Consider the following 18,878-nt stretch of genomic DNA (forward strand, 5'->3'; position numbering starts at 1 on the left):
GTGAGCATGACCGCAGAGCCGCCGGCGACCGAGACCACCGAACCGCCGATGACGGATGCCGCAGCCGCCGCCGATCGGGTGACGATGCGCTTTCTGGCGCTGCCCCACGATGCCGCCGCCGGCGGCCTGACCGTCGCCGCGGGAAGCGTGATGGAGTGGATCGACCAGGCGGGCTACGCCTGCGCGGTCGGCTGGAGCGGGCGCTACTGCGTCACGGCGTACGTCGGGAACGTGCAGCACACCCGCCCGATCGCGCCCGGATCGCTCGTGGCCGTGCACGCCCGCGTCGTGCACACCGGCCGGTCGAGCGTCCACGTCGCCGTGACCGTCGAGGCCGCGGACATCCGATCCCGTCAGTACGAACCGGCGACCACCTGCATGCTCGTCTTCGTCGCCGTCGATGACGACCGCCGCCCCGCGTCGGTGCCGGAGTGGACGCCGCGCACCGACGCCGACCGGGCCCTCGGGGCGATCGCGACCTCGCGGATCGCCGCCCGCGACACCATCAAGAAGGCCATGCTCGGCCAGGTCTACACCGAAGACACCGCGGCGCCCCGGTCGCAGATGCGTTTCCTCGCGCCGCCGAGCGCGGTGAACTTCGGCGGCGCCGCGCACGGCGGCACGGTGATGGGCTGGATCGATGAGGCCGCCTACGCGTGCGCGGCCGCGTGGTCTTCCGACAAGGCCGTCGCGGTGTACTCCGGGGGCATCCACTTCCTCGCGCCGGTGCGCATCGGGCACCTCGTCGAGCTCGACGCCCGCCTCATCTACACCGGCCCCCGCAGCATGCACATCGTCGTGCGGGTGCTCTCGGCCGACCCCCGAACCCCCGCTGAGAAGACCCTCACCACGCAGTGCATCATGGTCTTCGTCGACCCCGGCACCGACGGCCGCGCCCGGCCGGTTCCGCGGTGGGAGCCCGAACTCGCCGAGGATGTGCGGCTCGTGCGCCACGCCGTGGAACTCATCCACGAGCGCGAGCGCATCGTGCCGATCCCCGCCGCGCTGACGCTGCAGGACTGACCGCGCCGCGCCGCGCCCGCCGCGCGGCACCGCGTTACCCGGGCACTTCCGTCCCCAATTCCTGCAGAACGGCCCGCTCCCGGGTCCCCGCGGCGGGTTGTGGCGCGATCGGCGCCGATCTGCAGGAGTTGGGGACACGACCGCGGCGCGCGCCGTGACGGAGGGTCGCGCCGACGGGCCTTTCCGCGTACCATAGGTACGCCATACGTACAGGCGTACGTATCGCGAACATTTTGCGAGTTAGGCAGGAGCCGGTGTGATCGACAAGACCGTGGCGGGCGTCGCAGACGCCGTCGCCGACATCCCTGACGGCGCGACCGTCATGATCGGCGGGTTCGGCCGTGCCGGTCAGCCCGTCGAGCTCATCGACGCCCTTATCGCGCAGGGCGCGACCGACCTGACGATCGTCAACAACAACGCCGGCAACGGCGATGTCGGGCTCGCGGCCCTCCTCGCCAAGCGGCGGGTACGCAAGATCATCTGCTCGTTCCCCCGGCAGAGCGACTCGTGGGTCTTCGACGGCCTGTACCGCGACGGCGACATCGAGCTCGAGCTCGTCCCGCAGGGCAACCTCGCCGAGCGCATCCGCGCCGCCGGCGCCGGGATCGGCGCCTTCTTCTCGCCGACCGGGGTGGGCACGGAGCTCGCCGAGGGCAAGGAGGCCCGCGAGATCGATGGACGCGCCTACGTGCTGGAGTATCCGATCACGGCCGACGTCGCCCTGATCAGCGCGCTGAAGGGCGACCGGTGGGGCAACCTCGTCTTCCGCGAGACGGCCCGGAACTTCGGCCCGATCATGGCCACAGCCGCGACCCGGACGATCGCCCAGGTCGACCAGATCGTGCCGCTGGGAAGCCTCGACCCCGAGACGGTGGTGACCCCCGGCATCTTCGTCGACCGCGTCGTCGCCGTCGGCGAGCGCCCCTGGCTGAACAACGGTGCCTTCGTGGGCGGCGTCGACCTGGAAGGACGGCCCGTCCGATGAGCACCCGCATCTCGCGCGGCGACCTCGCCCGCCGCATCGCCGCCGACATCCCCGAGGGCGCGTACGTCAACCTCGGCATCGGCGCCCCCACGCTCGTGGCGAACTTCCTCCCCGCCGACCTCGAGATCATCCTCCACACCGAGAACGGGCTCCTGGGCATGGGGCCGGCCCCCGAGGCCGGCGCCGTCGACCCCGACCTCATCAACGCCGGCAAGCAGGCCGTCACCGCCCTCCCGGGCGCGGCCTACTTCCACCACGCCGACTCCTTCGGCATGATGCGCGGCGGACACCTGGATGTCTGCGTGCTCGGGGCGTTCCAGGTCTCCGAGACCGGCGACCTGGCGAACTGGTCGACGGGGGCGCCCGGCGCGATCCCCGCCGTCGGCGGGGCGATGGACCTCGCCATCGGCGCGAAGGACGTCTTCGTCATGACCGACCTGCTTACCAAAACCGGGGAGTCCAAGCTCGTCACGGCCTGCACCTACCCGCTGACCGGCGTCGGCTGCGTCACCCGCGTCTACACCGACCACGCCATCTTCGACGTGACCCCGGGCGGCTTCACGGTGCGAGAGGCCTTCGGCGACAACACCGTCGCCTCGCTCGAAGAACTCACGGGCCTCAGCCTGGCCCCTGCGGAAGGACACTGACCCATGCCCGCGACCTACATCTACGACGCCGTCCGCACGCCCTTCGGCCGCGCCGGCGGCGCGCTGTCGGGGGTGCGTCCCGACGACCTGGCCGCCGTGGCGATGAAGGCCGTCGTCGAGCGGACGGGCCTGGACCCCGCCCGCATCGACGACGTGATCTTCGGCGACGCCAACCAGGCCGGTGAGGACAACCGCAACGTCGCGCGTTTCGGCGCCCTGCTCGCAGGATTTCCCACCACGGTGCCGGGCGCGACCGTCAACCGCCTCTGCGGTTCGAGCATGGAGGCCGTCATCCAGGGGGCGCGGGCGATCGAGTCCGGCGATGCCGACGTCATCCTCGCCGGCGGCGTGGAGTCGATGAGCCGCGCGCCGTTCGTGGTGGAGAAGTCGCCGAAGCCGTGGCCGGCCACCGGCAACCAGACGATGTGGAACACCTCGATCGGCTGGCGCATGACGAACAAGGCGCTGCCGAAGGAGTGGACGATCTCCAACGGCGAGTCCGCCGAGAAGCTCGCGTCGATCTACGGGATCTCCCGAGAAGAACAGGATGCCTTCGCTCTGCGCAGTCACGAGCGCGCCGCCCGGGCGTGGGCGGACGGCGTTTTCGGCGGCGAGATCGTCCAGGTCGCCGGCGCCGAGCTCACCCGCGACGAGGGAATCCGCGCCGACACGACTCTCGACAAGCTCGCAGGCCTGCGGGCGCTGTTCGCCGCCGACGGCACGGTGACCGCCGGCAACTCGTCGTCGATCAACGACGGTGCCGCGGCGATTCTTCTCGGCGCCGAGGGCGCCCTCGAGGGCGAGCCGCTGGCGCGGATCACCGGTCGCGCGGCCTTCGGCAACGACCCCGATGTCTTCGGGGTCGCCCCCGTGGAGGCGGCGAACCGGGCCCTGGCCCGTGCGGGCCGGACGTGGGCCGACGTCGACGTCATGGAGCTGAACGAGGCGTTCGCGTCGCAGAGCCTCGCGTGCCTGAAGCTGTGGACCGAGCTCGACCCCGAGAAGGCGAACGTCCACGGCGGTGCGATCGCCATCGGCCACCCGCTCGGCGCCTCGGGGGCCCGCGTGATCGGGCGTGCCGCGCACGAGCTCGCCCGTCGCGGCTCGGGTGTCGCCGTCGCCGCGCTCTGCATCGGCGTCGGTCAGGGGCTCGCGGTGGTCCTCGAGCGGTGAGCGCCGATCCCGAACCGTCGAGCGAATTCGTCCAATCCCTGGCGCGCGGGCTCGGGGTGATCCGCGCGTTCGATGCCGAGCACCCCTCGCTCAGCCTCAGCGACGTCGCGCGGCGCACCGACCTCACCCGCGCGGCAGCGCGGCGGTTCCTGCACACCCTGCAGACCCTCGGCTACGTCCGCAGCGACGGTCGCGCGTTCGCGCTGACGCCGAAGGTGCTCGAGCTCGGCTTCAGCTACCTGTCCGCGCTGTCGCTGCCCGAGGTCGTGCAACCCCACCTCGAGGCGCTTTCGCGCGAGGTCGACGAGAGCGTCTCGGCGGCGGTCCTCGCCGGTGCCGAGGTCGTGTATGTCGCCCGTGTGCCCACGCGCCGCATCATGAGCGTCCGCATCACGATCGGAACACGGTTCCCCGCTTACGCCACCTCGATGGGGCGGGTGCTGCTGGCCGCCCTGCCGGAGGCGGCGGTCGCCGACATCCTCGCCCTCCTCCCTCCCGAGCCCCTCACCGAGCGCACCCTCGTCGACCCCGAGGCGCTCGCCGCCGAGATCGCGCAGGTGCGCACGCACGGGTGGTCGCTCGTCGACGGCGAGCTCGAGTCCGGCCTCCGCTCGGTCGCCGCACCCGTCAGGGATCGCACCGGCACCGTCGTGGCCGCCGTCAACATCTCCACCAGCGCCACACGCGACACCGTCGACCGGGTGCGCGAGACCTACCTCCCCGCGCTCCTGGCGACGACCCGCGCGATCGAGGCGGACCTGCGGCTGGTGTAGGGGCATCCGTTCCCTCAATGTGGATATCCGTCGTTCTTATGAGTAAAAGCGACTAATCGCGCTAGCCTGGGAATGGGCCTGTCGAGGCCTCGTGCCGGCGTCGCCGCCGCGCCGGACCATCCCGACGAAGTGAGCATCGATGCTTCTCGAACGAGACATCCTCCAGTCCATCGGCTTCCGCAACGTCCGAGAGGGCGACCGCGTGACCGGCTTCCAGATCCGCCTGCGCATGCCGTCGTACCGCGGCATGGCCGCTTCGCTCATCGACGGGGTCTCGGTGCGCGTCGGCGACCTCGTCGATGTCGCTCCTGACGTCCCACGCTGGACGCTGCAGGGCCGCACGTACACCCTCCAGGAGCTGTGGGACTCCGAGGGTGTGCGGTGGCCGCTGGAGGATGCCGCGGTGATCACCGTGCCGTTCGACGGCGGTCTTCCCGAGGGCACCCATGAGGTCTCGATCGAGCTGCGGCTGCGGATGTCGTACATCCCGGTCGAGCACCAGCCCTCGACCTACCGCGAGACCCGGCTTATCACGCTGACCTCCGACCTCGACGGCGGGCCCTTCAAGTACAGCGTCTCGCTCTACAGCTTCATGCACGACTTCGGCACGGTGCTCGACCTCGAGTCGGCGCTCGCGCACGTCGCCGACGTCGGCGCCACCGGGGTCGAGATTCTCGGCGAGGGGCACATCGCGGGGTACCCCGAGCCTTCCACGGCGTGGATCGACACGTGGTTCGCCCTGCTGGAGAAATACCGGCTCGAGCCGACGAACTACGGCTCATGGATCGACACGCGTCTGCACTCCAGCGGCGCGAACGCCCGCGACCTCACCGCCGCCGAGGGCGCGGCCATGCTTCAGCGCGACCTGCGGCTCGCCCGTCGCCTGGGGTTCGGGTTCGTCCGGCCGAAGATCGGGGTGGTCTCGAGCGACCTCGTTCCGCACCCGACGTGGACCGAGGCCGTGGAGCGGAGCCTCGACCTCGCCGCCGAGCTCGACGTGATCATCTGCCCAGAGATCCACTCGCCCACCCCCATCACGCACGAGGTCGTCGACGACTACATCGGTCTCATCCAGCGCACCGGGACGAAGCACTTCGGGCTGCTGCTGGACACCGGCATCTTCCAGGACCGGCCGATTCCGCTCCGACCCGGCGAGCTCCCCGGTCAGCGCCCGGCCTTCCTCGACGGCATCGGGGTCGACCCCGCCGACATCGCCGGCATCGCCGAGTACGTCGTGTTCATCCAGGCGAAGTTCCACGACATCGATGAGAACCAGGTCGATCAGCAGATCCCGTGGGAGCCGGTGCTCCGCGCCCTGAAGGATGCCGGGTATACCGGCTACCTCTCCAGCGAATACGAGGGCGACCGCGCACCGTGGCGCTCGATCGAGCAGGTGCGTCGCCAGCACAGCCTCATCCGCCGCATCGCCTCGAGCCTCTAGGGGGATCCCATGCCCAACGGACTCATCGCCGACGACAGCCTCCGTCGCCATCCCGACGGACTGGCGCTCCGCCTGACCCTCCCGTGGTACCGCAGCCTCTGGCTGTCGTCGGTGTCGACGCTGGGCGTCACCATCGACGGCGCGGAGGTGGCGGCATCCGATCTGTCCTTCGAGCTCGCCGGGCGCCGGTACGCGATCGAGGAGCTGCCCGCCCAGAGCGAGACGCTGTGGTTCCTGCAGGCGCATCCGCTGCTGATCGTCCGCCGCGACGAGAAGGTCGCCGTCGGCGACACCCATGGGGTCACGGTGCACGGCGAGCTGCGTCTGCCGTACATGCAGATCGCGCCCGGGGCAGACGGCGGCCCCGGCCTGTACGTGCCCAATGTCGTCCATCAGACGCTCACCCTCACGGCCACCGACGTCGACGCACTGCCTCCGGCGCTCGTGCGCGACGTCGCACCGCCGCCTCCGGCAACCGACAGCGACCCGTTCCAGCTGGGACTGACCCTGTACTCGGCGAGTGCGGAGTTCCGTGCCGGCTGGTACGACTTCGACGGACTGCTCGACCGGGTCGCCGAGCTCGGCATCGGCCCCGGCATCGAGATCGTCGCGTCGCAGATGGTGCCCACCTACCCGGTCGTCTCGGATGACTTCGTGCGCACGTGGCGAGACGCGTTCGACCGGCACGGGTTCGCCGAGAGCTCCTTCGGCGCGAACCTCGACATGGGCCGGCGCCGCGATCGCGACATGACGCCCGACGAGGAGTTCGCCTTCACCCTCGAGATGTTCCGGGGCGCGAAGAAGCTGGGGTTCCCCCTCGTGCGCATCCAATCGGCCAAACCCGCGCTGCTGCGCCGCCTCCTCCCCGTCGCCGAAGACCTCGAGCTGAAGCTCGCCTACGAGATCCATGCGCCGCTCGGCCCGAACGCGCCCGAGATCCTGAGGGTGCGCGACACGTATGCCGAGCTCGATTCGCCCCTCCTCGGCTTCGTGGCCGACTTCTCCTCGACGATGCACGCGATGTCGCCGACCCTCCTGCGCGCGGTGCGGCGGGCGGGTCTCGATGATGAAGCGGTCGACAGGCTGCAGGAGATCTGGGCGACCGACGCGTCGATGCGCGACCGTCAGCAGGAGTTCATCGCCTACCTGACGGGCAGGGACTTCGACCCCGGCCGCCTCGGTGCCTTCGCCCACCTCGCCTTCAACATGCACGGCCACGTCGACCCGGCGGAGTGGGCCGACATCATGCCGCAGATCCTCCACGTGCACGCGAAGTTCTACGACATCGACGAGTCCGGCCAGGAGCCGGCGATCGACTACCCCGCTCTGGTGGAGGTGTTCGTCGACGGTGGGTATCGCGGGTACTGGTCCAGCGAGTGGGAGGGTCACGCCTTCGCCGAGCTCGGCGAGGTCGATCCGCTGCTCCTCGTCCGGCGTCAGCACGACCTGATCCGCGCGGCGATGCGAGAGCGGGAGACGGTGTGACCGACGGCACGACCGAGGCCGCCGACCTCCGTCGGCTGCCGATCGCGGAGGCCATCCGCCGGCTCGCTGAGCACGGCGAGCCGGCGGACCCGAGACCCGACATAGACACCGCGGCGCTCAGGCGCCGCTTCCCCCACCTGGCCGGCGTCGAGACCTCCGACGTCCGCATCGACGGACCGTACGGCCGGCCGGTTCCGGCGCGGCTGTACCGCGACGCCGCGGCAGCGACGACCGGCCGCGCCCTGGTGTGGGTGCACGGCGGGGCATTCATCGGCGGGTACCTCGACATGCCCGAGGCGAACTGGGTCTCTCTCGAGATCGCGTCGCGCGGCACCCCGGTCCTCTCGGTCGACTACGTCAAGTGCCTCGGCGAGACGCACTTCCCCGAGCCCACCGACGAGGTGCGCGCCGCGTTCGCGCACGCGGTCGCGCACGCTACGGAGCTCTTTGGCGTCGACCCTGGGGCTGTGCTCCTGGGCGGTGCGAGCGCGGGCGGCAACCTCACGGCGGGCGCGGTGGCGCAGCTGCAGGATGCCGGTGAGCCGGTGCCGGCCGGGCTCGTGCTGGTCTACCCCGTCGTGCACCCCAATGCACCGGAGGCGTCGAGCTCGGTCGACCTCGCGTCGCCGCACGGGCAGCTGTCGCTGAACTTCGCGGGATCGCAGGAGGCGCTCGCCGACCCTCACGCCTTCGCCGCGCTCGGCCGCGTGGACGGCTTTCCCCGGACACTCGTCGTCGTGTGCGAGAAGGATGCACTCCGCCCCTCGGGCGAAGCCTTCGCCCGTCAGCTCGCCGAAGCCGGCGTCGACGTGCAGCTGCGCGTCGAGCCGGGTGCCGACCACGGTCACATCAACGAGCCTGCGGATCCGACGGCATCGCCGACGGTCGAGGCCATCGCGGAGTGGATCGGCGCGTGAATCGCGCGACGCTCGAACTGCTGCGCGCCGGTCTGCGCGGGGTGGCGGACATCAGCGTCAGCGCGACCGGCGTCACACCGATGCGCCTGCCGGCGTGGGCGAGGAGCCAGACGGATTCGGACTGGATGCTCATCGCCTCGGAACAGGCCTCGGGGGTTCGCTTGGAGCTGCAGACGGCGGCCACGTGGCTCGAACTGACCGTCCACACCACCGGTCTGTACCTGCCGTGGATCCCCGACCACGTCCGATGGGCGGTGTTCTCTGCGAGGGTCGACGGCGAGCCGGTCGGCGACGCCCGGGTGACCGGCGGATCGGAACGGCACCTCGCCGAGCCGGGGGGACCGCGGTTCGTCAGGGATGAGCCGGCCGTCGCGCGGTTCGATCTCGGCGGCACCGGCCTCGAGGAGCGCAGGGTCGTGGTGTGGCTGTCGCAGAACGAGTCCGTGGAGATCCTGGATGTGCGCGCGGACGCGGCCCTGTCACCCGCCGAGCCGCTCGGCCGGCTGCGCTGGTGGCATCACGGCAGCTCCATCAGCCACTGCATGAGGCGGAGACGCCCCGCGGGGTGTGGCCGGTCGCCGCTGCCGACCAGCTCGATCTGGACGTGACCAATCTCGGCTTCGCCGCGAACGCGCACCTGGACCCGTTCACGGCGCGCGCGATGCGCGACTCCGGCGCGGACCTGTTCAGCCTCAAGGTCGGCATCAACATCGTCGGTGGCGACACCATGAAGCGACGGACCTTCGTTCCGGCGGTGCATGGATTCCTCGACACGATCCGCGAGGGCGCTCCTACGGCCCCGATCCTCGTCATCTCGCCGATCCTGTGCCCGATGCACGAGGATACGCCCGGCCCGACCGTCACCGATCCGGAGACGGGCGAGCGCCGCGGCACGCCCCCCATGGTGCCCGATCCGCTGGAACCTCCGCTCACTCTCCGTTCGGTGCGCGAGATCCTGCGGGGCATCGTGGCGGCGCGCGCCGTGGCGGACACGAGGATGTTCTTCCTCGACGGGCTCGACCTGTTCGGCGCTGACGACATCGACGAGTTGCCCGACGGGCTCCACCCGAGCCCGGCCGGCTATCTGCGGATCGCCGACCGATTCGCCGCGGCGCCGGTCGTGTCCGCGTGGATCGACGCAGCCGAGCCGGAGCCGCGATGACGACCTTCACCAACCCGATCCTCGGGGGAGACCGGCCCGACCCCGCCGTCATCCGAGTAGGCGACGAGTACTGGCTGACCTATTCCTCCTTCGAGGCGGCACCCGGACTCCTCCTGTTCCGTTCGACCGACCTCGTGAACTGGGTGTACGAGGGGTCCGCGCTCGCCGAGCCGATCGGCAACACCTTCGCCGTCGACATCGCCGAGCATGACGGCCGGTTCTTCATCTACATCCCCTTCATCCCGACTCCTTGGTCGGCACTCGATGCTCCAGCGATCTTCGTGATCCACGCCGATTCGATGGAGGGCCCGTGGTCCGAACCGATCGACCTGGGCATCCGCGGTGCGATCGATCCGGGGCACGTCGTCGGGGAGGACGGAAAGAGATACCTGTTCGTCAACGGCATCCGGCGCATCCCGCTCACGGACGACGGCCTCGCCACCGCCGGCGACCTCGAGCACGTCTACGACGGCTGGCGCTACCCGGACGACTGGGTCACCGAGGCCTACGCCCTCGAGGGGCCGAAGCTGTTCTGGCGCGATGGCTGGCTCTACCTCGTGAGCGCCGTCGGCGGGACGGCGGGCCCACCCACCGGCCACATGGTGATCGTCGCGCGTTCGCGCTCGGTCAACGGACCCTGGGAGAACCACCCGCACAACCCCATCGCGCGGACGACGAGCGCCGACGAGAAGTGGTGGTCGCGGGGGCACGCAACGATCCTCGAGGGCCCGGGGGACGAGTGGTACATGGTGTCGCACGGCTACGAGAACGGCTATCGCACGCTCGGTCGGCAGATCCTGCTCGAGCCGATCGCGTGGACGGAGGACGGATGGCCCGTGGCCGCCGCGTCGGACATCGGCGGCGCCCTCTCCGCACCGGCGGGAGCGGCGCCGCAGAGGCGACCCGAATCGCCGACGGAGGAGATCACCGGGTTCCGGCTGGGAGAGCGATGGAATTTCCATGCCCCCTCACGTGGCGAGCTCCGACGACTCACCGTGGAAGATGACCGGCTGGTCCTCCAGGGGAAGGGGACGGGACCGGCCGATTCGTCGCCCCTGGCGCTCGTCACGGGCGACCACGCCTATGAGGTGGAGGCTGATGTCGAGCTCGATGGCGACGGCGAAGCCGGGTTGCTGCTGTTCTTCAACGCGCGACTCTTCTGCGGCATGGGGATCGACGGTTCCGGCATGCGCAGCTATACCGGCGGCATCCGCACCCACTGGCGTGAGCCCGCTCCGGCCACCCGCCGACTCGCGTTGCGGCTGCAGAACGATCGTCACATCGTGACGGGCTGGTGGCGCGAGCCGGGGGGTGAGTGGACGCGGCACGCCGTCCGATATGAGACATCCGGCTTCCACGCCAACACGATCGGCGACCTGCTGAGCCTCCGCCCCGCGGTCTACGCCGCCGGTTCAGGCGCGGCCCGGTTCCGCGACCTGCGGTATCGCCCGCTCGCCTGACGTGCGATCAGCGAGCCACGGCCTCGGGAATCGACGCGACGTGTGCGCCGGAGTCGACGATCCGCCCGGCCTCGACGAAGAGATCCCTCATCCAGGCGTGCTCGGGGTCGCGCCCGTGGACGGGGTGCCACCACAGCGCGTTCGTCAAAGGGGTGGGTTCGAACGGCAGCCCGACGGCCCGCACACCCCCGGCACGGGTCGCGAGGTGCGCGATCGCCTTCTGGATGACGCCGATGCGACGCGTGCCGGCGATGAAATGGCTCATCGCGAGGAAGCTCTCCACGATCGCCTCGATGCGGGGCTCGATCCCGAGCTGCTGCACCTGCCGGCCCGCTGAGGTGAACGCAGAGCGCGTCTGATAGGTCATGACCCACGGGAGCTCGGCGAGCTGGTCGCGGGTGAGGGCATCATCGACCTCGTCGTTATCGGTGCAGACGAGCGCCGTCCAATCGTCATGCCAGAGGTCGACGAACGGATGATCCGAGATCGGCCCGTGCGGGATGATCATGCCGTCCACCGACCGCAGCCGCGTGGCGGCGTCATCCACGATCGTGGGATTGTGCAGCATGAAGCGGAAGCGCACGCCCGGCGCCCGCTCCGCGGCCAAGCGCGACACCACGCTGCCGACCGTGACGAACCCGTAGTCGGAGCCGTAGATCGAGAATTCCCGGGTGGATTCCTCGGGTGACCAGGTGGCCTGGGACTCGAAGACCCGTCGCGCGGCCTCCAGCGCCGATGTCGTATGCTCGCTCAGCCGCACCGCGAACGGGGTCAGCTCGTAGGTGTTGCCGCGGCGGGCGAGGATCGGATCGCCGAAGTGGGTGCGCAGGCGCGCGAGGGAGGCGCTGAGGGCGGGCTGGCTGAGGTGCAGCCGCTCGGCGGCCCGGGTGACGCTCCGTTCGGTGAGGAGCGCGTCGAGCGAGACCAGCAGATTCAGGTCGAGGCGGGACAGCGGCATCTGATCGATCACGGCGGTGTGACCCTTCGGTCGGGGGCACGCCCACCGTATCAACCGTCTCTATGTTCCTGCTATCCCCTATCGGTGCGAACGATGCGCTCGGTCGCACCGGCCAGAACGTCGCCGCCCGGGAGAACCCGGGCGGCGACGGTTCGACGCGGAGGTGTCAGCGGAGGCGCGGGATCACTCGCCCCACGCGGCATCCATCTCGTCGAGCACCTGGTCGACGGTCTTCTGGCCGGTGAGCAGGCCCTGGACACCCACGCCGAGGGCGTTGTAGATGTCGGGGTTCGGCCACGTGGCGTTGGGAAGGCCGGCGTAGTCGCCGTTCTCGAGCAGGTCGCCGATCGGCGAGTAGATGGGCAGCAGGTTGTCAGCCGTGGCGCCGGTGATCGGCACGAAGCCCGACAGGTCGGCGAAGGCCTGCGACTCCTCGGGGGTCGCCAGCCAGTCGAGGAACTCCTGTGCGGAGGCCTTCACGGCGTCGTCGGCCGAGGCGTTCACGGCCCAGGCGTAGTTGGCCGAGGCCAGCGCGTAGGGCTCGCCGCCGTCTGCGGGCGGGAAGGCCTGCACCGTCAGGTCGAGGCCGGTGCCGGCGCTGATCGACGTGGCCGCCGACCCGGGGACGGCCGCGGTGAGCGAGGCCTGCGAGCCGATGCCCTGCGTGATCGAGTCGAACGTGCCGCCGGCGACGCCGTCCTGGAAGCAGCCGCCCTCGTTCATCTCCAGGATGTCCTCGAGCACGTCGCGCCAGCCGCTGTCGGCGAAGGTCACATCGCCTGCGGCGCGCTGCTCGTTCCAGTCGGGGGTCTCGGCGTAGACGCGGGTCGCCGAGATCAGCATCGAGAAGAGCCCGGTGTTGAAGGGCACGCTGCCGGCGAGCACGGTGAAGCTTTTGCCACCGTCGCGCGCGGTGGTGCACGCCTCGAGCAGGTCTTCGTAGGTCTCGGGGTAGCTGTCGATGCCGACCTCTTCGCCGCCGGCGCCGTTGTAGATGAAGCCGACCGGCACGAGCGCGGCGGGCTGGGCGTAGACGTCGCCGTCGAAGGAGTACTCGGCCTCGGTGCCGGCGGGGATCGTGCCGGCCGAGGTCTCGTTCAGCGGCTCGAGGAAGCCGGCCTCGGCGAGGTTGACCACCGAGATCGGCTGGCCGGTGCCGGGCGCCAGCACCATCATGTCGGCGGCGTTCCCGGCCTGGAGCTGCGTGGTGACCTGGGTGTTGTACGCGTCGGAGGGGTAGGGGATGACCTCGATCTCGACACCGGTCTGCTCGGTGTACTTCGCGGCGGTCTCGGCCCAGTAGTCGTCCTGGTCGTTGGCCTGAGCGACCATGAGGCTGAAGTTCGCGGAGGTCTCGTCGCCGGAGTCGCCTCCGCTGTCGGACCCGCCGGTGTCGGAACCGCCGCCCGAGCAGCCCGCGAGGACGAGGGCGCCGGCGGCGCCCACAGCCAGGAGGGACCAACGGAGGCGCCGGATGTCGGAATGCTGTGACATGTCGACCTTTCGTGACGTCGTTGTCGCCAGTGCAGGACTGGCACGGCTTCGGATCCGCCGCACTATCAGCCTGACACGATATGCCGCTTTTCGACATAACTACTGCTTATGTGTGGCCATAGTCCTGTTGATCCGCTGGTCAGACGTCAGAACGAGCGACACCTGCCCCGCCAGCCCTGCGTGTCGAGGGCTCGCATCCGCGGTGAAGACCGCCGTCATCGGTGCGTAGACCTCCCCGGTCGGCGCCTTCGCCTCGGCGATCAGTCGGTTGCGCCACCCCGTCGCCACGCGGACCGTCAGGACGTTCTCGCCCTCGTGCACCAGGTCTGTGAGGTCGAGCCGCCAGGGCGCCGTCCACACCACCCCGGCACTCGCCCCGCCGACCAGCACCTCGGCGATGTCATGGACGGTCTCGAAGTCGATGCTCACGCTCCCCTCCAGATCCGCGTCCGACAGGGTGAAGCGCGTCTCGTAGGTGCCGACCCCCGAGAACCCGACGCCGTCCGCGTCATCCGTCCACAGTTCGGGCCCGGCGGCGAACTCGCGCGGCGCGAATCCCGGCAGTGTCATCCGCCAGGGCCCGCCGAGAGGCACCGATCGCTCGCCGGCCTCGGGGACGGCGGGCGCGTCTGCTCCCGCCAGAAGGAATGCAGACCCGTAGGGCCCGAGCCCCAGCTCGAAGGTCGTCGGGTCGTCGTCGGGCGCGCTCCCGAGCGCCGTCGCCCTTGTGGTGACCGCGTCCCAGCGGGCGATCCGCTCCGCGTCCTCCATCGACACCGTGGTCGTGATCGGGGCGGGGCCGGGATTCGCCACGAACGTCACCAGCTGTCCGTCGATCCGCCGCGACAGGGTGCGGACGGAGGGATCGGCGACGGTGACCGCTGGCGCGATGCCGAGGAGGTGAAGCGCGTCGCGGAGATCGGATGTCGCCACGAGGCGCCCGCCGTGGTCCGACCCCCAGATCCGGTCGCGCACCCGGGTGAAGGTCTCGACGTCGTCCCCGAGCGACGGTGATGCCTCGGGCGGACGACCGACGACGGTCGCGCCGGCCGCGAGGAGGCGCTCGAGGTGAAAGAGGGCGGTGAGTGTCATCCGGTGGGAGGTGCCGCCGAGGAAGAGGACGGCGTAGGAGGCGCCGTGCGCCGTGACCCGCCCGTCCTGCACCCGGAGGACGTCGGCGAGGGCGTCGACGCCGACGTAGTCGAATCCGTACCCCGCGGGCACCGCGTCATCCAGCGCGTCGCCGAAGAGCCCTGTGACCGGTGCCTCCTCGCCCACGAACACCGCGACCTCGACGGCGGGCTCGCCCTCGGCGAGCAGGGCCGAGCAGCGGGTGAGGTAGTCGATCCAGGGCCGCGCCATCGATGCCCACGTCTCGTTGCGCGAGAAGGTCTGCCCGAGGAAAGGCGCGAGAGCCATGCCGGGCGGCGGGACCGTCGTGGGTTGGTGCGGCGACGAGTGGATGCAGAACCGCGTCACGCCGAGGGCGAGCTGCAGATCCGCGACGTGCTTCAGGCTCCCCGGTGTCGCCGTCCACGGATCTTCGAAGGCGGTGAACGCCTCCGATCCGACTCGAGCAGCGCCGTACACGTGCGCCACCGACGCGGCACCGCGGAGGTCGGCGACGTAGGTCGGGCGGGGCCCGTTCTCGGGTGCGAACGTCCACATCGCGCCCATCGGCACGTCAGCGGGCGCCCGCATCGCCAGGTCGTCGCCGAGCTGCGGACGGCGGTCCTCGAGCGCCTCGGCGGAGAGGGTCCACCCCCGCTCATGCGCCACCTCGGCGAGGGTGCCGTAGTACTGCTCGGCCAGCAGGTCGCTGAGAGTCCGGCGATAGTCGTAGAGGAAGCGGTCGGCGCTGGCCGCGTCGCCGACCACCCATCCGAGCAGACACGGCAGCCACGGTGTCGGGTCGTAGCCGCGCCGCTCGGCGAACTCCTCGGCGATCGCGTCGGTCCAGTTCTGCAGCCCCGCCTCGATGCTGTCGCTGAGAAGCGCCGAGACGGCTTCCTCGGCCGGTCCGGTGAACCGCGCCAGGTGGGTTTCGAGGTAGGTGCGCACCCGGCGGCCGTCGAGCTTGTCCACCTCGAGACCCGTCGCGTCGGGAAGCGCCGGGCCGTTGACCGCGCCCGTCGTGGAGGCGCCCAGTCGCAGGACGCGCCACGTTCCGGGTGGGGGAGTCCACTCCAGGATGCCGCGGTGCACGCGGTCGGTGAGGTCGACCACGCGTGCAGGGTCGATCACCCCGGCTGTGGCTTCGGGGGAATCGAGCGCGTAGTAGTCGGATGCGACGCCGAAGCCGGCCTTCGCTTCGCCCCCGTGGACGCGCGATGCGGTGAAGAGGGCGAACTCGCTGACCTCGAATGTGTGCGCCGGGCGGAGAACCGGGGGCGTAGCGAGGCCGGCGGCCATCGGCGGCAGCGCCGCCGCGGCCGGTTCGCCGTGGAGCCGGAGCCGGAACGCGCGGGAGGTGGCCGGTGCGAAGGACGCCGAGCGCACCGGCGCCCGGGTGTCGATGAGCTCGGCGATCGGGGCCCACACACCGTCTCGCCCCTCCGCCTCGAGCACGGCATGCGTCGGCGGCGCGGCACCGAAGCCCCGCGGGCCGGGAAGCCCCACGACCACCGAGCGCACCGTCACCGGCTCGGGGAACAGCTGGACGATCCAGGCCTCCGATGGCCGATCGGGGTCGCGGGCGAGTGACACGCCGGCGGCGAAAGAGCCGTCGATGAGCGTCTCGGTCGGTCCCGCGCCGCCCGGAGAAGTCTCGATCGTCTCCGGGCGGCGAGGAAGACGATCGAGGTCCTCGGGCACGGCGAGCACTCGCCACGGCGCCGTGAAACGACGGTCCGCGTCATCCGCTCCGTGATCCTGGTAGGAGCCCACCGCATCGGGCAGCGGGGGAAGGGCGAGGCGCACCGGAGCGGCCGGCGCGCCGCCCTCGACGGTCGCCTCCGACCACACGATCTTCTTCATCGCGTCGGCCGGTTCGACCCACGGTCCCCCCGACGCACTCCACCCCGATGAGGTGGCCACCGCCACCTCGAGTCCGAGCTCCCGCGCGCGGGTCGTCGCCGCGATCATCGCTTCGTCCCACGCGGGCGTGCCCGGTCGCACCGGCGCCGCCACCACGGCCGGGAGTCCCATGCCGCCGTCGAAGATCTGCACGCCGCCGACGCCGACCTCGTACATCCACTCGAGGTCGGCGAGAAGACCGGGGATGTCGATGTTGCCGTCCATCCAGTGCCACCACACGTGGGGTCGCGCGTCGGCGGGCGGGTGGAGGAACACCCGGCGGAGGCGGGCGACGGTATCGGGGGTGGGGTCGATCACGCGGCGATCCTGCCACCGCGCCGCATCGGGGCGGCACCCTCGGGCGCCTCGCGCCCACTTATATCCGATATCGCAAAAACTAATGTGCGGTTTCGACGCAAGCGTGTGATCCTGAATTCACGGCGCCCCGAACTGCTGTGGGCGCGCAGACGACGACGAGGTCAGGCGAATGACAGCGACGATGCAGGACGATCAGAGCACCCGGGCGGTGACCGTGCCGCCGAAGAACCGCCGCGCCAGCACCCGGATCAAGGGGCGCCGGCCGCTCATCAGCTACGGCCACTGGTGGTGGGCGCTGCCCGCCGTCGTCTTCGTCATCGGAGTGCACTACGTCGCGACCCTCACCGGCGGGTTCTTCGCCTTCACCAACTGGACGGGACTGGGCGACTGGGAGTTCATCGGCGTCGACAACTTCGTCCGCATCTTCAGCGACCCGCTCCTGCTCGGCTCGGTCTGGAACACCCTCTTCCTCGCGATCGGCTCGGTCGTGCTGACGAACGTCCTGGGCCTGCTGTACGCCCTCGCCATCAACCGGATGCTGAAGACCCGGTACATCCTGCGGACGCTCCTGTTCATGCCGGTGGTGCTCAGCCCCCTGGCGGTGTCGTACGTGTGGAAGTTCATCTTCCAGTTCGACGGGCCGCTCAACGACTTCCTCGGCCTCATCGGCCTGCAGTCGTGGCAGAAGGTGTGGCTGGCCGACCCGACCTACTCGATCTGGGCGATCCTCATCGTCATCGTCTGGCAGCAGACCGGTTTCACCATGGTCATCTACCTCGCAGGGCTCGCGTCGGTCCCGGTCGAAGTCGAGGAGGCCGCGGCACTGGACGGCGCGAACCTCTGGCAGCGCTTCTGGCATGTCGTGGCCCCCGCCATCCGCCCCTCGATCGCCATCGCGACGACCCTCGGCATCATCCAGGGACTGCGGGTGTTCGACCAGATCCTGGCCCTCACCGGGGGTGGGCCCGCCGGAGTCACCGAGACCCTGGCCACCCAGGTGTACAAGCAGGCGTTCTCGCTCGGTCAGTTCGGCTTCGGCTCGGCGCTCGCGCTCGTGCTGACGGTCATCATCCTCGTCTTCGCCATCTTCCAGCAGTGGCTCACCCGCGACCGCTCGGTCGGAAAGGCCTGAGACATGTTCCGCTACACCAAGCTCACCGCGGCGCGTGAGGTCTTCGTCTGGGTGGTGACCCTCCTCGGGCTCCTCCCCTTCTGGATCCTCATCATGACCTCGCTGAAGTCCGATCAGGAGGCCTTGACCTCGAGCGCCGTCGCCCCGCCGACGGCGCCGACCTTCAACGCCTTCGTCGAGGTGCTCACCACCACCGGGCGCAACAGCATCCCCCTCAGCATCCTCAACAGCGCCCTCATAACGGCGGGGTCGATCTTCCTGCTCGTGCTGCTCGGGTCGGTCTCGGCCTATGTCATCGCCCGCCGCACGCGCACCTGGACGACGCTGACCTACTACCTGGTGCTGATCGCGATCATCCTCCCTGCGCAGCTGGGCACCGTGCCCCTCTACATCGGTGCCCGCAGCGTCGGTCTCACGGGCTCCGTGCTCGGCATGGTGCTGCTGTGGGCGGGCATTCTGCTCCCCCTGTCGGTCTTCCTCTACGCGAGCTTCTTCCGGGGCCTGTCGACCGAGTACGAAGAGGCCGCCGTCATCGACGGCGCCTCGCCCACACAGGCGTTCTTCCGCGTCGTCCTGCCTCTCATGGCCCCCGCGACCGGAACGGTGGCGATCCTCACCGGTCTCATCATCTGGAACGACTTCTTCAACTCGTTGATCTTCCTCGGCGGCACCACGACCCAGACCCTCCCGGTGGCCATGTACACCTACGTGGGCGGTCTGGTGTCGGCGTGGAACAAGATCTTCGCCGTCGTGATCATCTCGATGATCCCGATCCTGGCGTTCTACATGTTCGCCCAGAAGCGCTTCATCCAGGGCTTCGCCGGCGGCCTCAAGGGCTGAGCCCCGCCCGCCGTCGACCCACCCTTATCCCGTCATCCCGTCATCCCGTCAGGAG

Annotated in this window: 16 protein-coding genes; 13 read left to right on the forward strand and 3 right to left on the reverse strand. The window is 70.3% G+C overall.

Annotated features, from left to right (window positions below):
* The first annotated feature begins 6 nt into the window (after positions 1 to 6).
* The 11 genes from V6S02_RS16480 (at position 7) to V6S02_RS16530 (ending at position 11,066) form a co-directional block, all read left to right on the forward strand.
* Positions 7 to 1,023: an acyl-CoA thioesterase gene (locus V6S02_RS16480; protein WP_336401727.1), complete on the forward strand. Its 1,017-nt coding sequence runs from the start codon at positions 7 to 9 to the stop codon at positions 1,021 to 1,023.
* Positions 1,024 to 1,279: 256 nt separating this feature from the next.
* Positions 1,280 to 2,008 carry a 3-oxoacid CoA-transferase subunit A gene (locus tag V6S02_RS16485; protein ID WP_141936552.1) on the forward strand — a complete coding sequence of 243 codons (729 nt, stop codon included), beginning with the start codon at positions 1,280 to 1,282 and terminating at the stop codon, positions 2,006 to 2,008.
* Positions 2,005 to 2,655 (forward strand): 3-oxoacid CoA-transferase subunit B, encoded by a 651-nt coding sequence (locus V6S02_RS16490; RefSeq protein WP_336401728.1) that lies wholly within the window; start codon positions 2,005 to 2,007, stop codon positions 2,653 to 2,655. The genes V6S02_RS16485 and V6S02_RS16490 overlap by 4 nt, the downstream gene beginning before the upstream one ends.
* Before the next feature lie 3 nt (positions 2,656 to 2,658).
* A complete protein-coding gene (locus tag V6S02_RS16495; protein WP_336401729.1) occupies positions 2,659 to 3,828 on the forward strand; it encodes a thiolase family protein in 1,170 nt (389 codons plus the stop codon).
* A complete protein-coding gene (locus V6S02_RS16500; RefSeq protein ID WP_336401730.1) occupies positions 3,825 to 4,601 on the forward strand; it encodes an IclR family transcriptional regulator domain-containing protein in 777 nt (258 codons plus the stop codon). The genes V6S02_RS16495 and V6S02_RS16500 overlap by 4 nt, the downstream gene beginning before the upstream one ends.
* A 139-nt stretch (positions 4,602 to 4,740) precedes the next feature.
* Positions 4,741 to 6,042: a C-glycoside deglycosidase beta subunit domain-containing protein gene (locus V6S02_RS16505; RefSeq protein WP_336401732.1), complete on the forward strand. Its 1,302-nt coding sequence runs from the start codon at positions 4,741 to 4,743 to the stop codon at positions 6,040 to 6,042.
* A 9-nt stretch (positions 6,043 to 6,051) separates the two neighbouring features.
* Complete coding sequence (locus V6S02_RS16510) at positions 6,052 to 7,527, forward strand: C-glycoside deglycosidase beta subunit domain-containing protein (protein WP_336401733.1); 1,476 nt, start codon at positions 6,052 to 6,054, stop codon at positions 7,525 to 7,527.
* Positions 7,524 to 8,444, forward strand: coding sequence for an alpha/beta hydrolase (locus V6S02_RS16515; protein ID WP_336401734.1), 921 nt, complete (start codon positions 7,524 to 7,526; stop codon positions 8,442 to 8,444). The genes V6S02_RS16510 and V6S02_RS16515 overlap by 4 nt, the downstream gene beginning before the upstream one ends.
* Positions 8,441 to 9,052, forward strand: coding sequence for a hypothetical protein (locus tag V6S02_RS16520; protein WP_336401735.1), 612 nt, complete (start codon positions 8,441 to 8,443; stop codon positions 9,050 to 9,052). Before V6S02_RS16515 ends, V6S02_RS16520 begins: the two co-directional genes overlap by 4 nt.
* Positions 8,956 to 9,606 carry a GDSL-type esterase/lipase family protein gene (locus V6S02_RS16525; protein ID WP_336401736.1) on the forward strand — a complete coding sequence of 217 codons (651 nt, stop codon included), beginning with the start codon at positions 8,956 to 8,958 and terminating at the stop codon, positions 9,604 to 9,606. The genes V6S02_RS16520 and V6S02_RS16525 overlap by 97 nt, the downstream gene beginning before the upstream one ends.
* Positions 9,603 to 11,066, forward strand: coding sequence for a family 43 glycosylhydrolase (locus V6S02_RS16530; protein WP_336401737.1), 1,464 nt, complete (start codon positions 9,603 to 9,605; stop codon positions 11,064 to 11,066). The genes V6S02_RS16525 and V6S02_RS16530 overlap by 4 nt, the downstream gene beginning before the upstream one ends.
* A 7-nt stretch (positions 11,067 to 11,073) precedes the next feature.
* Here the strand turns inward: V6S02_RS16530 and V6S02_RS16535 are convergent, their stop codons facing one another.
* From V6S02_RS16535 to V6S02_RS16545, 3 genes are all read right to left on the reverse strand, one after another.
* Complete coding sequence (locus tag V6S02_RS16535) at positions 11,074 to 12,036, reverse strand: LysR family transcriptional regulator (RefSeq protein ID WP_336401738.1); 963 nt, start codon at positions 12,034 to 12,036, stop codon at positions 11,074 to 11,076.
* 171 nt (positions 12,037 to 12,207) lie between these two features.
* Positions 12,208 to 13,518: an ABC transporter substrate-binding protein gene (locus tag V6S02_RS16540; protein ID WP_336401739.1), complete on the reverse strand. Its 1,311-nt coding sequence runs from the start codon at positions 13,516 to 13,518 to the stop codon at positions 12,208 to 12,210.
* 99 nt (positions 13,519 to 13,617) lie between these two features.
* Positions 13,618 to 16,851: a glycosyl hydrolase gene (locus V6S02_RS16545; RefSeq protein ID WP_336401740.1), complete on the reverse strand. Its 3,234-nt coding sequence runs from the start codon at positions 16,849 to 16,851 to the stop codon at positions 13,618 to 13,620.
* Positions 16,852 to 17,020: 169 nt separating this feature from the next.
* Between V6S02_RS16545 and V6S02_RS16550 the strand changes: the two genes are divergently transcribed.
* Together V6S02_RS16550 and V6S02_RS16555 are read left to right on the forward strand one after the other, a co-directional pair.
* Positions 17,021 to 17,983, forward strand: coding sequence for a carbohydrate ABC transporter permease (locus V6S02_RS16550; protein WP_336401741.1), 963 nt, complete (start codon positions 17,021 to 17,023; stop codon positions 17,981 to 17,983).
* 3 nt (positions 17,984 to 17,986) lie between these two features.
* Positions 17,987 to 18,823, forward strand: a complete 837-nt coding sequence (locus V6S02_RS16555) for a carbohydrate ABC transporter permease (RefSeq protein ID WP_336401742.1) — start codon at positions 17,987 to 17,989, stop codon at positions 18,821 to 18,823.
* The last annotated feature ends 55 nt before the right edge of the window (positions 18,824 to 18,878 follow it).

Source organism: Microbacterium sp. CCNWLW134 (genome assembly GCF_037083565.1).
In the GTDB taxonomy this organism is placed as follows: domain Bacteria; phylum Actinomycetota; class Actinomycetes; order Actinomycetales; family Microbacteriaceae; genus Microbacterium.

Coding starts and splice junctions, on each gene's coding strand:
- V6S02_RS16480 (WP_336401727.1), top strand. CDS start 7: ATGACCGCAGAGCCGCCGGCGACCGAGACCACCGAACCGCCGATGACG.
- V6S02_RS16490 (WP_336401728.1), top strand. CDS start 2,005: ATGAGCACCCGCATCTCGCGCGGCGACCTCGCCCGCCGCATCGCCGCC.
- V6S02_RS16495 (WP_336401729.1), top strand. CDS start 2,659: ATGCCCGCGACCTACATCTACGACGCCGTCCGCACGCCCTTCGGCCGC.
- V6S02_RS16505 (WP_336401732.1), top strand. CDS start 4,741: ATGCTTCTCGAACGAGACATCCTCCAGTCCATCGGCTTCCGCAACGTC.
- V6S02_RS16510 (WP_336401733.1), top strand. CDS start 6,052: ATGCCCAACGGACTCATCGCCGACGACAGCCTCCGTCGCCATCCCGAC.
- V6S02_RS16530 (WP_336401737.1), top strand. CDS start 9,603: ATGACGACCTTCACCAACCCGATCCTCGGGGGAGACCGGCCCGACCCC.
- V6S02_RS16540 (WP_336401739.1), bottom strand. CDS start 13,518: ATGTCACAGCATTCCGACATCCGGCGCCTCCGTTGGTCCCTCCTGGCT.
- V6S02_RS16550 (WP_336401741.1), top strand. CDS start 17,021: ATGACAGCGACGATGCAGGACGATCAGAGCACCCGGGCGGTGACCGTG.
- V6S02_RS16555 (WP_336401742.1), top strand. CDS start 17,987: ATGTTCCGCTACACCAAGCTCACCGCGGCGCGTGAGGTCTTCGTCTGG.